The sequence below is a fragment of the Massilia sp. YIM B02763 genome, assembly GCF_030412015.1.
Classification (GTDB): domain Bacteria; phylum Pseudomonadota; class Gammaproteobacteria; order Burkholderiales; family Burkholderiaceae_D; genus Telluria.
In genome coordinates, this window is record NZ_JASNRD010000016.1 from 53,223 (window position 1) to 66,294 (window position 13,072).

12 protein-coding genes are annotated in these 13,072 nt (G+C 66.5%); 10 read left to right on the plus strand and 2 right to left on the minus strand.

Features of this window, described 5'->3' with window-relative positions; translation table 11 throughout:
* Position 1 precedes the first annotated feature (1 nt).
* On the minus strand, positions 2 to 625 hold the full coding sequence (locus tag QPK32_RS18930; RefSeq protein WP_290414351.1) for a hypothetical protein: 624 nt from the start codon (positions 623 to 625) through the stop codon (positions 2 to 4).
* Positions 626 to 759: 134 nt separating this feature from the next.
* On the opposite strand from QPK32_RS18930, the gene mpl reads away from it, so the two are divergent.
* The 10 genes from mpl (at position 760) to QPK32_RS18980 (ending at position 11,634) form a co-directional block, all read left to right on the plus strand.
* Positions 760 to 2,100, plus strand: coding sequence for a UDP-N-acetylmuramate:L-alanyl-gamma-D-glutamyl-meso-diaminopimelate ligase (gene mpl, locus QPK32_RS18935; RefSeq protein WP_374046769.1), 1,341 nt, complete (start codon positions 760 to 762; stop codon positions 2,098 to 2,100).
* On the plus strand, positions 2,097 to 2,738 hold the full coding sequence (locus tag QPK32_RS18940; RefSeq protein ID WP_290414353.1) for a YqiA/YcfP family alpha/beta fold hydrolase: 642 nt from the start codon (positions 2,097 to 2,099) through the stop codon (positions 2,736 to 2,738). The genes mpl and QPK32_RS18940 overlap by 4 nt, the downstream gene beginning before the upstream one ends.
* Positions 2,735 to 3,325, plus strand: coding sequence for a chorismate lyase (locus QPK32_RS18945; RefSeq protein ID WP_290414354.1), 591 nt, complete (start codon positions 2,735 to 2,737; stop codon positions 3,323 to 3,325). The genes QPK32_RS18940 and QPK32_RS18945 overlap by 4 nt, the downstream gene beginning before the upstream one ends.
* A 1-nt stretch (position 3,326) precedes the next feature.
* Positions 3,327 to 5,381 (plus strand): ribonuclease catalytic domain-containing protein, encoded by a 2,055-nt coding sequence (locus QPK32_RS18950; RefSeq protein WP_290414355.1) that lies wholly within the window; start codon positions 3,327 to 3,329, stop codon positions 5,379 to 5,381.
* Positions 5,382 to 5,637: 256 nt separating this feature from the next.
* Positions 5,638 to 6,483, plus strand: coding sequence for a TonB family protein (locus tag QPK32_RS18955; RefSeq protein WP_290414428.1), 846 nt, complete (start codon positions 5,638 to 5,640; stop codon positions 6,481 to 6,483).
* A 106-nt stretch (positions 6,484 to 6,589) separates the two neighbouring features.
* Complete coding sequence (aroE, locus tag QPK32_RS18960; protein WP_290414356.1) at positions 6,590 to 7,420, plus strand: shikimate dehydrogenase; 831 nt, start codon at positions 6,590 to 6,592, stop codon at positions 7,418 to 7,420.
* Positions 7,421 to 7,429: 9 nt separating this feature from the next.
* Positions 7,430 to 8,182 (plus strand): monofunctional biosynthetic peptidoglycan transglycosylase, encoded by a 753-nt coding sequence (gene mtgA / locus QPK32_RS18965; protein WP_290414357.1) that lies wholly within the window; start codon positions 7,430 to 7,432, stop codon positions 8,180 to 8,182.
* A 238-nt stretch (positions 8,183 to 8,420) separates the two neighbouring features.
* Entirely contained in the window at positions 8,421 to 9,122 is a 702-nt protein-coding gene (locus QPK32_RS18970) for a hypothetical protein (RefSeq protein ID WP_290414358.1), read from the plus strand.
* A gap of 126 nt (positions 9,123 to 9,248) precedes the next feature.
* The gene (gene corA / locus QPK32_RS18975; protein ID WP_290414359.1) at positions 9,249 to 10,214 is read left to right on the plus strand and encodes a magnesium/cobalt transporter CorA; all 966 of its coding nucleotides are present in this window, start codon (positions 9,249 to 9,251) and stop codon (positions 10,212 to 10,214) included.
* Between the two features lie 151 nt (positions 10,215 to 10,365).
* A complete protein-coding gene (locus tag QPK32_RS18980; RefSeq protein ID WP_290414360.1) occupies positions 10,366 to 11,634 on the plus strand; it encodes a PepSY domain-containing protein in 1,269 nt (422 codons plus the stop codon).
* Positions 11,635 to 11,778: 144 nt separating this feature from the next.
* Here QPK32_RS18980 and hemL read toward each other — a convergent pair whose 3' ends face one another.
* Positions 11,779 to 13,071, minus strand: a complete 1,293-nt coding sequence (gene hemL / locus QPK32_RS18985; RefSeq protein WP_290414361.1) for a glutamate-1-semialdehyde 2,1-aminomutase — start codon at positions 13,069 to 13,071, stop codon at positions 11,779 to 11,781.
* Position 13,072: the final 1 nt, after the last annotated feature.

Below are 13,072 nucleotides of genomic sequence, written 5' to 3' on the forward strand. Positions count from 1 at the left end.
TTCAAGCCTGTTTTTCTTCGTTGTTCATCAGGGTGCGCAAGCCGGCCGCATCGACCCGTTGCGCGCGTCCGTCGGCGCGCGGCTTCAGGGCGCCGCGCAAGTCGTTCATCTCGTACAGCTCGGCGTGCACGGTTTCCTTCTGCCAGGTAAAGCTGACCACCTCCACCGGATCGTGGCGTCCGCCCTTGAAGTGGGGGACTTCCGAGATGTCGAGGTCGACGTTGCGGTTGAGCAGGTAGATCTCGACTTCCTTGGCGCTGTCCGCGAACAGTTGCAGGTGGATGTCGTCGTGCTCGCCGGCCGTGCCGTTCAGTACCGCTCCCGTCAGGTAAGGCCGGAACTCGGCCAGCTGTTCCATGACCTCGAGCGCGGCCTGGCGCAGGCGCCGCAGGCGCGCGGTGCGGGCCGGATTGTCGAACAGCGCCTGGTAGCGGCGCACCTCGTCCTCGACCTGGATGTTGTCTGGTAGACAATTCGGGGAAGGCCGATCCACGCCGAGCACCTGGCGCGCCGCCTTGGCCTTGGCGGTGTGATAGTCGGCCCCATCCTGGGCGATCATGCGGGCCGCCGTTGCGGCTATGCGTGAGCGCAAAGTCTGGAGGTCATCATTTGGATTAGGCATCATGTCCGAGATCATACTCTTGAACGGAAAATGGCATCGCGTCGGGTAGAATCGCGTATTCATTTGCTTTACAGCGCTACTCACTGAGCGATTCCAGAACAATGCACATCCATATCCTCGGCATCTGCGGCACCTTCATGGGCGGACTCGCTGTCCTGGCGAAGGAGGCCGGCCACCGTGTCACCGGTTGCGACGCCAACGTCTATCCCCCGATGAGCACCCAGCTCGAAGCCCAGGGCATCGAGCTGATCCAGGGCTATGGGCCGGAACAGGTGAGCCTGAATCCCGATTTGTACGTGATCGGCAATGTGATGACGCGCGGTAATCCGCTGGTCGAGGAGATCCTGAACCGCGGCCTGCGCTACGTGTCGGGCCCACAATGGATCGGCGATCATATCCTGCGCGACAAATGGGTATTGGCCGTGGCCGGCACGCACGGCAAGACGACGACCACGTCGATGCTGGCCTGGATCCTGGAAGACGCGGGTTACGCGCCCGGCTTCCTGATCGGCGGCGTGCCGATGAACTTCGGCGTCTCGGCCAGGCTGCAGGGCGACAAGGACAGCGACTTCTTCGTCATCGAGGCCGACGAGTACGACACGGCCTTCTTCGACAAGCGTTCGAAGTTCGTGCACTACCACGCCAAGACCGCCGTACTGAACAACCTGGAATACGATCACGCCGACATCTTCCCCGATATCGGCGCCATCGAGACCCAATTCCACCACCTGGTGCGCACCGTGCCGGGCGTGGGCCGCCTGGTCGTGAACGGCGACGAAGCCTCGCTGGGCCGCGTGCTCAAGCGCGGCTGCTGGAGCGACAAGGAAACCTTCGGCGCGTCCGACGGCACCGACTGGAGCCTGGTCGAGCATCCGGGCGGCGCCAGCTTCGAGGTGCTGTTCAAGGGCGACAAGCAGGGCACCGTGCACTGGGACCTGACCGGCAAGCACAACCGCAGCAATGCGCTGGCCGCCATCGCCGCCGCCCGCCACGTGGGCGTGCCGCCCGCGCAGGCGATCGACTCGCTGGCGCGCTTCCAGAGCGTCAAGCGGCGCATGGAAGTGCGCGGTACGGTCGACAACGTCACCGTCTACGACGACTTCGCCCATCATCCGACGGCGATCGCCACCACGGTCGGCGGATTGCGCCAGAAGATCGGTACCACGGGCCGCATCCTGGCCGTGCTGGAACCGCGCTCGAACACCATGAAGCTGGGCGCGATGAAGGATGCGCTGCCGGGCAGCCTGAAGGATGCCGACCTCGTGTTCGGCTTCGGCAGCCAGCAGGCGCTGGGCTGGTCGCTGGGCGACGCCCTCAAGCCGCTGGGCGCCATCGCCCACAGCTTCGACCAGCTCGACTACCTGGTGCAGGCCGTCGTCCAGGCGGCCCAGCCGGGCGACCACATCCTCGTGATGAGCAATGGCGGCTTCGGCGGCGTGCACCAGAAGCTGCTGGACGCGCTGGCTGCGAAGGCATGAATTCGAATCCGCACATCCCGGACGGGCATGTCCTGTATCTGCACGGCTTCCGCTCGTCGCCGCGTTCCTACAAGGCGCGCGTCGTGCAGCAGCGCATGGAACGCGCCGGCCGCGCCCACGACCTGACCTGTCCGCAATTGCCGGCGTCGCCGAAGGCGGCGATGGACCTCGTGCTGGGCCTGGTCGAACGCCACCGGGACAACCTGGCGATCATCGGCTCCTCGCTGGGCGGCTTCTATGCGACCTGGCTGGCCGAACGGTTTCATTGCCGCGCGGCGCTGCTGAACCCGGCCGTCGACCCGCTGTCGCGGCTGGAACAGCACGTGGGCACGACGACGGCCTGGCATTCGGACGAGCCGTTCGAGTTCAAGCAGGAATACATCGAAGAACTGGCGGCGCTGAAAATCGCGCACATTACCGATCCTCAGCGCTATTTCCTGTTGGCCGCTACCGGTGACGAGGTGCTCGATTACCGCGACATGGTCGCGCACTACGCGGGCGCCCATCAGCACGTCATCGACGGCGGCGACCATGCGATTTCCGAATTCGAGCGCCATGTCGACGAAGTGCTGGCATTCTGCGGTATCGAACAGAAGGAACGGAACGAAGGCACGGCCGGATCGGAACAGGCAAGTTGAGGCCGGCATCGCTGCGCCGGGCCCGCTGGCTCGCGCATCCGGACGGCGTGCATGCGCCGGCGCCGATGCGCGACTGGCTGACGACGGAAGGTTCGCTGACGGCGCGCCTGGTGGCGAGCAGCGACAGTTTCCGCGTGCAGAAGCTGCGCCAGGCCGGCAACGTCTGCCTGGCCGACGAGGCGGGGGCCATCGGCCTGCCGCGCCCGCTGCGCGTGTGGGAGCGCGAAGTGCTGCTGCGCTGCGACGGCCGTCCCGTCGTGTACGGCCACACGGTGGTGCCGCTGACCGCCACGGCCAGCGACTGGCCGCTGTTTTCCGCGCTGGGCGAGCGTTCGCTCGGCACGACGCTGTTTTACGATCCGCTGGTGGAGCGTGGCCAGCTTGCATACGCCCGGATCCGTCCGGGCCATCCGCTGCGCGCGCGCGTGCGCGCCGCCTTGCTGGAGAACGACGTGCCGTTCGCCGCGGATGCCGATTATTTTGCCCGGCGCTGCGTCTATCGCCGCCGTCAAGGCCTGCTGCTGGTCACCGAGGTATTCTTGCCCGCGGTGCTGAAGCTGGCCTGTACATCAACCAAGTCCAAATAAGATGAACGTATTTTTCGAAGAGTCCGGCGATTTCAAGGTCGGCACCGTGCTGTCGCAAGCGGGAGAGGCTTACCAGGTCGAAATGCCGAGCGGGAAGCGTACCAAGGTCAAGTCCAAGGACGTGATGCTGCAGTTCGACAAGCCGGACGCGGCCACGCTGCTGGACCAGGCCAAGGCGATCGCCGGCGACGTCGATCTCGAATTCCTGTGGGAAGTCGCGGGCGAGGACGAGTTCGGTTTCGCGGAACTGGGCGCCGAATACTTCGGCCACGCGCCCCTGCCGGCGGAAGCGGCCGGCCTGGTGCTGGCCTTGCATGGCGCGCCGATCTATTTCTATAAAAAAGGGCGCGGGCGCTACAAGGCGGCGCCGGAACAGTCGCTGCGCGCGGCGCTGGCCGGCATCGAAAAGAAGAAGCAGCAAGCCATCGTCCAGGCATCCTATGTCGAGGAATTGAAGGCGGGCAGGCTGCCCGCGTCGATGCAGCCGCTGGTGCAGCAACTGCTGTTCAAGCCGGACAAGAACAGCATCGAATTCAAGGCGCTGGACACGGCCGCCAGCGAACTGCAGACCACGCCGCAGCGGCTGATGCTGGCCACCAAGGGCATCGCCTCGGCCAAGGACCTGCACATGTCCCGCTTCCTGTTCGAGCACTTCCCGCGCGGCGCCGGCTTCCCGCCCGTGGCGGTCCCGTCGGCCCCGGCCGACCTGCCGCTGGCGGATGTGGCCGCGTTCTCGATCGACGACGTGACGACCACCGAGATCGACGATGCGTTTTCCGTCCAGGAACTGGACGACGGCACCGTGCGCGTGGGCATCCACATCGCGGCGCCGGGCCTGGGCATCCGTCCGGACGATGCCATCGACAAGATCGCGCGCGCGCGCATGTCGACGGTCTACATGCCGGGCGACAAGATCACGATGCTGCCGGACGAGGTCGTCAATGCGTTCACGCTGGCCGAGGGCAACGATTGCCCGGCGCTGTCGCTGTACGCCGTGTTGAATCCGGACGACTGGTCCGTCGTCTCGACCGAGACCCGCGCCGAGCGCGTGCCGGTCAAGAACAACCTGCGCCACAACGACCTGGACGAGCTGGTCAACGAAGAGACGCTGGCCAGCGGAGAAGGCGAGTATCCGCACAAGGCCGAGCTGGGCCTGCTGTGGAAATGGGCGCTCAAGCTCGAGGCGGGCCGCATGCAGAAGCGCGAAGCCTTCGGCCTGAAGCCCGAGCAGGCGAATCGCGTCGACTTCAATTTCTATGTCGAGGACGACGTCGTCACCATCGTGCGCCGCAAGCGCGGGGCGCCGCTGGACAAGATCGTGGCCGAACTGATGATCTTCGCCAACAGCACCTGGGGCAAGCTGCTGCACGACTGCGGCGTGCCGGGCATCTACCGCTCGCAAGGACCGGGCGCGGGCGGCTGGGCCGCCAAGATGCAGGTGCGCATGGTCACCCACGCGGCGCCGCACCAGGGCCTGGGCGTCGACCAGTACGCCTGGAGCACGTCGCCGCTGCGCCGCTACACGGACCTCGTCAACCAGTGGCAGATCATCGCCTGCGCCACGAATGGCGTGACGGCGCCGCTGGTCGCGCCGTTCAAGCACCGCGACGCGACCCTGTTCTCGATCGTCTCGGCCTTCGACGCCGCCTATGCGGCCTATAACGACTTCCAGCAGAACATGGAACGCTACTGGTGCCTGCGCTGGCTGGGCCAGGAACACGCCAAGCAGGTCGATGCCGTGGTGCTGAAGGACGAGGTGCTGCGCCTGGTCGAGATCCCGCTGGTGATCCGCCTGCCGGGCATGCCCCAGGTGGCGCGCGGCGCCCAGGTGCGCCTGGACATCGTGCGCTGGGACGAGGTCGACCTGGCGCTGGAAGCGCGCCTGCTCGAAGTGGCGGCCGTGGCGCCGGAAGGGGCGGAACTCGAGCTGGAAGAAGAGGAAGAGGGCGCCGATACGGGAGAAGCGGCAGCGACGGAAAGCGCGGAAGCGGAGGGCAGCGTCACCGTGGTCGATCCGGAAACGCAGACGGATGTGCCGGCGGAGCCGGCGGCTTGACCGTAGGGTGGACGGCTCCGCCGTCCACGCGCCCGTGCGCACCGCCTCACGGTAGGGTGGGCATCACATGCCCACCTGACCGTTGCCACCTCATCAACGGCTCTTGAATGCGCGACAATCCCATGTTGCATGCAAGACCGATACTTTCCCGCGAACCTCGCAAAGTCCGCGCGCAGCACGGTAGAATGGGGAGTTTCATGACCCCAACCGTCCCACCCCGCAGCGCGTGAACAGCCTTCGCCACAACCGTCCCCTGATGATCGCCATCGCCTGTTCGGTGCTGGCGCATGCCTGCCTGCTGGCGATCCGCTTCGCCGCCCCGGACACGTTCCGGCTGCAGCCGGCCGACCCGGGACTGGAAGTCATCCTCGTCAACGCCAAGCACCAGCGCGCCCCGCTGAAGGCCGAGGCGCTGGCCCAGGCCAACCTGGATGGCGGCGGCAAGGCCGATGCGGGACGGGCCCAGTCGCCGCTGCCGGACCTGCGCAAGGTCGAGGATGGCGACAGCATCAAGGCGCTGCAGCGCCGCATCGCCGAACTGGAACAGCAGCAGAAGAACATGCTGACGCGCACGCGCGCCTCGAGCTTCAACACGGCGCCGACCGCCGAGCAGGCCAGGCCCGACCCGCGCCGCACGGGCGCCGACGACGTCGATTCGGCCAAGGCCATCGCGCGCATGACGGCCGAGATCACCCAGCGCATCAACGACGAGAACAAGCGCCCGCGCAAGACCTTCATCAGCCCCAGCACGCGCGAAGTGGGCTACGCCATGTACTACAAGGAGATGCAGAAGCGCGTCGAAGAGACGGGCACGCTGAACTTCCCCCAGCAGGACGGCAAGAAGCTGTACGGCGAGCTGGTCGTGTACATCCCGATCTTCCAGGACGGCAGCATCTACGACAAGGAAGGCGGCCCGCGCATCGAGCGCAGTTCCGGCAACCCGGCCCTGGACCGCGCGGCACTGGCCATCGTGCGCCGCGCGGCGCCGTTCGGCAAGTTCCCGGCGAATATGCGCTCGACGGACAAGGACGACTTGTGGATCGTGATCACGCGCTTCCGGTTCACGCGCGAGGAAACGCTGCAGGCGGAACTGCGTGGATAGGTCCATGGGAGCATGCGTCGCACCCGCGCAGGCGCGTGCCCAAGTTCAATTTCCAAAAACCGGGCTCTGACCCCGGCTCTGACCCCGGTTTGATGCATTCGACACCATGACAGACAAATACTGCGTGATCGGGAACCCGATCGCCCACAGCAAATCGCCCGAGATCCACGCCGCTTTCGCGGCGCAGACGGCCCAGGACATCGCCTACGAACGCCGCTTCGCGCCGCTGGACGGCTTCGCGGCGACCGTGCGCGAACTCGTGGCGGCCGGCTACAAGGGCGCCAACGTCACCGTGCCGTTCAAGCTGGAAGCGGCGGCCGTCGCCACCCGGCTGGAAGAGCGCGCGCGCCTGGCCGGCGCCGTGAACACGCTGCGCTTCGAGGGCGGCGAGATCGTCGGCGACAACACGGACGGCCCGGGCCTGGTCGCGGACATCGTGCGCAATGCCGGCGTGCCGCTGGTGGGCAAGCGCGTGCTGCTGCTGGGGGCGGGCGGGGCCGCGCGCGGCGTCATCCTGCCGTTCCTGCAGCAGGGGCCCGCCGCGATCGTCATCGCCAACCGCACGCGCGCCACGGTCGACGCGCTGGTGGCCCACTTCGCGGGCCACGCGGCGCCGGGACAGGTGACCGCCTGCGGCTTCGACGACGTTGGCAAGGGCGTCGCCGGCCCGTTCGACGTGGTCGTCAACGCGACGTCGGCGAGCCTGGCCGCCGCCATGCCGCCGGTGCCGGCCGCCGCCTTTTGCCAAGGCACGCTGGCATTGGATATGATGTACGGAAAAGCGCCGAGTCCGTTCATGGCATTCGCCGCCGCGCATGGCGCGGCGACCCGCGACGGCCTGGGCATGCTGGTCGAGCAGGCCGCCGAAGCCTTCGCCGGCTGGCGCGGCGTGCGGCCGGATACCACGGCCGTCCTCGAACGGATGCGCTCCACCTGATAACGACTTATGCTCGATGCGCTCAAGGCCGCGGCCACCGCGAAGCCCAAACCCAAATCCAAGGCGAAGCCCGGCGGCCGGCGCTGGCTCAAATGGCTCGTCCTCGGCCCGCTGCTGGCCGTGCTGCTGGTGCAGCTGTACTTCTTCCTGATGGTCTGCTGGTGGACGCAGTTCAATCCCTCGTCGACCAGCATGATGCGCCAGCAGCTGTCCGCGCTGCGCGAACAGAACCCGAACGCGAAGCTGGAACAGGCCTGGGTGCCCTACAACCGCATCTCGAACCACCTGAAGCGCGCCGTGATCGCCTCCGAGGACGGCAACTTCCTCGAGCACGACGGCGTCGACTGGGATGCGCTGGAGCGCGCCTACGAGCGTAACAACAAGCGCCACAAGGTCGTCGGCGGCGGATCGACGATCACCCAGCAGCTGGCCAAGAACCTGTTCCTGTCCGGCTCGCGCAACTACCTGCGCAAGGGCCAGGAACTGGTCATCGCCTACATGCTGGAAGCGGTGATGAGCAAGCAGCGCATCCTCGAGATCTACCTGAACGTGGTGGAATTCGGCCGCGGCGTGTTCGGCGCCGAGGCGGCCGCGCGCCACTACTACCGCACGGCGGCCGCCAACCTGACCCCGTCCCAGGCCGCGCGCCTGGCCGTGATGCTGCCGAACCCGCGCTACTACGACCGCCACCGCGACACCAACTACCTGGCGCGCCGCACGGCGATCATCCAGCGCCGCATGAACGCCGCCGAACTGCCCTGAATCCGCCCCCCAAATTCGGGGGCAGGAATTCGGGGTCAGAGCACATTATTGGGGGAATTCGGGGTCAGAGCACATATTGGAATCCCGTATCTGTGCGCCATGTCGCCGCCGGTTCTCCGGCTTCGTCGCGAAACCGTGGCGTAAAGGCAGAAAGAGTTCGGACAGGCCATTGCCACAAAAAGTGCTCTGACCCCGAATATTGAAAAAATCGGGACCTGACCCCGAAGTGAGGAAATAGATGGATAGATTGGATGCGGAGTTGACCAGGCTGTATCTGCCGCTGCACGGCGAACAGGTGCGCGGCATCACCATCCCGTTCCGCAAGGCGGCGGGCGCCGAAGCGCGGCATTGGGACGACTTGTGCGCGATCGCCAATGCGCTGCAGGCCGACTACGGCTTCCCGGCGCCGGCCGTGAGCGTGGCCGCCCGCGGCGGCTACGTGCTGTGGCTGTCGCTGGAGGAGGCCGTGCCGGTCGATCAGGCGCGCGAGTTCGTGCGGTTGCTGGGACTCGCCCATCCGGACATGGCGCTGCCGGCCGACGAGGTCGGCATGCCGGTCGACCTGCCGCCGCACCTGGATGCGTCCACCGGCACCTGGTCCGCCTTCATCCACCCGGGCATGGGCGCCTCCTTCGCCGACGAATCGGGCCTGGACATGCAGCCGCCCGCGGCCGGCCAGCTGGGCTTCGTCGATGGCCTGGAACGCATCGCGCCGGCGCAGTTCCAGGCGGCGCTGGCGGCCCTGCGCCAGATGCATGCGGCCGTGCCGGCGACTGCCCCGGCAGCGGCACCCGCCCCGGCGCCGGCCCCCGTGTCCAGGCAGCCCGGCGCCTTCCCGGACGACCTGCTGCTCAAGGACGCCACGCTGGAAGACATCGTCCGCTTCCTGCATGCGAAGCACATCGAACCCACGTTCCGCCACCTGATCCCGCCCGCCTGAACGGGTTTTGGCGAATAAACGTCGGCAAGCCCGCGTGCCGCCTCGCGAAATGTCGTTTTGGGGTGGCCGCGTCCGGTCCTTGCTAGTACACTTGCGCTGTTTCCGAATCCGGCCCAGAAAGAGCGCATGATCAACGTATTTGTCCTACAAAATGGCCGACTGAACCAGGTACCGATCGCTTCGCGCGCCGATCTGGAGAATGTAGAGGCAGTCTGGGTCGACCTGAACGATCCCACCGACGAAGAACGCGCCTGGGTCAAGGCCAAGTACGACGTCGTCCTGCCCGGCGAGGACGAGGTCTCGGACATCGAGGCATCCGCGCGCTACTACGAAGGCGAGAACGGCGACCTGCACCTGCGCACCGACTTCCTGCGCGAGGAAGAGGACGGGCCGTCGCGCATCCTGACCGTCGCCTTCATCCTGTCGAAGAAGGTGCTGTTTTCGGTCCACGTCGAGGACCTGCCCGTGTTCCGCCTCGTGCGCCTGCGCGCGCGCTCCCGTCCCGGCTCGATCGAGGACTACATGGACGTGCTGCTCGACCTGTACGCGACCGACGCCGAATACTCGGCCGATGCGCTCGAGGGCATCTACGAGAGCCTGGAAGCGGTCAGCCAGCGCGTGCTGCAGAAGGAATTCACCGACCAGGACGCGGCCGCCGCGCTGAACGCCATCGCCCACGAGGAAGACTTGAACGGCCGCATCCGCCGCAACATGATGGATACGCGGCGCGCCGTCAGCTTCCTGATGCGCGGCCGCTTGCTGAACTCGGAACAGTTCGACGAGGCGCGCCAGATCCTGCGCGACATCGAATCGCTGGACAACCACACGTCCTTCCTGTTCGACAAGGTGAACTTCCTGATGGACGCCACGGTCGGCTTCATCAACATCAACCAGAACAAGATCATCAAGATCTTCTCGGTGGCCTCGGTCGCCTTCCTGCCGCCGACCCTCATCGCCAGCATCTACGGCATGAACTTCGAATTCCTGCCCGAGCTGCACTGGAAGTTCGGCTACGGCTGGTCGCTGTCGCTGATGGTCGTCAGCGCCATCGCGCCCTTCCTGTACTTCCGCCATCGCGGCTGGCTCAAGTAAGCATCCCGTCGCCGGCCCGTGGCCGGCGATGCGTTTTCTCCACAATTCGCCCGCCGTCGCGCCTGGATACGCAAATAGTCTCGTCACCTGTTGACATGTAAATGAGAATTGTTATTATTTGCGTTTCCAATCAATCCCCTTACAGGTCGACATGCGTGCCTTCTGGACACTGATCCACCGTTACCTCGGCCTGCTCACGGCAGCCTTCCTGTTCGTCAGCGGCGTCACCGGCGCCATCATCTCCTGGGACCACGAGCTGGACGACGTGCTCAATCCCCACCTGATGGAAGCGAACACGCCCGGCAAGCCGCAGTCCCCGCTGGAGCTGGCGCGCCAGGTCGAGGCGCGCTATCCCGAGATCCGCGTGTCCTACATCCCCCTGAGCGTGGAACCGGGCGAATCGCTGGCGCTGGGCGTGTCGCCACGCTTCGATCCCGTCACCCAGGACCTGACCAAGCCGGGCTTCAACCAGGTCTTCGTCGACCCGGTCAGCGGCGTCGAGCTGGGCAAGCGCGAGTGGGGCGCCGTGTGGCCGATCACGCAGGAAACCTTCGTCTCCTTCCTGTACCGCCTGCACTACACGCTGCACATCCCGGAGATGTGGGGCATCGACCGCTGGGGCCTGTGGCTGATGGGTGGCATCGCGATGATCTGGATGGTCGACAGCTTCGTCGGCTTCTACCTGACGCTGCCCGTGCGCCGCAGGAAGAACGCGCTGGAAGCGCGCGCGCCGGCGACCGGCAAGTCGTGGTGGCAGCGCTGGAAGCCGGCGTGGAAGGTGCGCTGGAACGGTGGCAGCAGCAAGCTGAACTTCGACCTGCACCGCGCCTTCAGCCTGTGGACCTGGATCCTGCTGTTCATCCTCGCGTTCACGGCGTTCTCGCTGAACCTGTACAACGAAGTCTTCTATCCGGTGATGCGCAAGGTGTCGCAGGTGACGCCGACCCCGTTCGACACCCGCCCGATGGCCGACAAGCAGCACTACGTCGTGCCGCGCCAGCCCTTCGCCGACGTGATCGAACGCGCCGGCCGGGAAGCGAAGTCGCGCGGCTGGAGCGAGCCGGTCGGCAGCATCTATTATTCCCAGGAATTCGGCATCTACATGGTCAGCCTGTACAAGCCGGGCGACGACCACGGCACGGGCGGCGTCGGTCCCGCGCTCCTGTACTACGACGGCACCGACGGCCGCCTGCTGGGCGACCGCCAGCCGTGGAAGGGCACGGCCGCCGACATTTTCGTGCAGGCCCAGTTCCCCCTGCATTCGGGCCGCATCCTGGGCCTGCCGGGACGGATCCTGATCTCGGCGATGGGCGTCGTCGTCGCCATGCTGAGCGTGACGGGCGTGATCATCTGGTGGCGCAAGCGCGCCTCGCGCCGGGTGGCGGTGGCGCAGCGGCACGCGGCGGTGCATCAGGCATAGGCAACATACAACGACGTCGTCCCTGCGCAGGCAGGGACCCAATTAATGCTGGCGCTATCGCAGCGCGTGCAACTTGGGTCCCTGCCTTCGCAGGGAGTCGTTTCCGGCAATGCCGGGAGCGACGGTTTTTTTGGGAGCTACTACTTAGACCAGGCGCGCGAAGACCCGGCGCGCCGCTTCCACCGTCTCGGCAATCACCGCATCGTCATGCGCCGCCGACACGAAGCCCGCCTCGAACATGGCCGGCGCGAAATACACGCCTTCTTCCAGCATGCCGTGGAAGAAGCTGTTGAAGCGGTTCTTGTCGCCCGCCATCATCTGGCCGTAGCTGGACGGGACGGTGGCCGAGAAGTACATGCCGAACATGCCGCCCACGGCGTCGGCGCAGAAATCGATGCCCGCTTCCTTCGCGGCCGCCGTCAGGCCGTCGACCAGCTTGGCCGTCTGGGCCGACAGCTTCTCGTAGAAGCCCGGCTGCTGCACCAGCTTCAGCGTGGTCATGCCGGCCGCCACGGCGACCGGGTTGCCGGACAACGTGCCGGCCTGGTACACGGGGCCGACCGGCGCCATCTTTTCCATCAGGTCGGCGCGGCCGCCGAAGGCCGCCACCGGCATGCCGCCGCCGATGACCTTGCCCAGCGCGGTCAGGTCCGGGGTGATGCCGTACAGCGCCTGGGCGCCACCCATGCCCACGCGGAAGCCCGACATCACTTCGTCGAAGATCAGCACGGCGCCGTATTCGGTGCACAGCTCGCGCATGCGGCGCAGGAATTCCGGGGTGGCGCGGATCAGGTTCATGTTGCCGGCCACGGCTTCCACGATCACGCAGGCGATGGTGTCGCCCATCGACTGGAAGGCGTCTTCCAGCTGCGGGATGTTGTTGTAGTCCAGTACCAGCGTGTGCTTGACGAAGTCTTCCGGCACGCCGGCCGAGGTCGGGTTGCCGAAGGTCAGCAGGCCCGAGCCGGCCTTCACCAGCAGCGAATCGGCGTGGCCGTGGTAGCAGCCCTCGAACTTGACGATCTTGTCGCGGCCGGTGGCGCCGCGCGCCAGGCGCAGCGCGCTCATGGTCGCCTCGGTGCCGGACGAGACCAGGCGCACCTGCTCGATCGACGGCACCAGGCGGCACAGTTCCTCGGCGATCTCGATCTCGCCCTCGGTCGGGGCGCCGAACGACAGGCCGCGCGCGGCCGCATCCTGCACGGCCTTGATCACCTGCGGATGCGCGTGGCCGACGATGGCCGGGCCCCAGGAACCGATGTAGTCGATGTAGCGCTTGCCGTCCGCGTCCCAGAAGTAGGGACCCTCGGCGCGGGTGATGAAGCGCGGCGTGCCGCCGACCGAACGGAAGGCGCGGACCGGCGAGTTCACGCCGCCCGGCGTGGTCTTCTGGGCGCGGGCGAACAGGATGTCGTTTTTCGAAGTGGAATCGTTCATG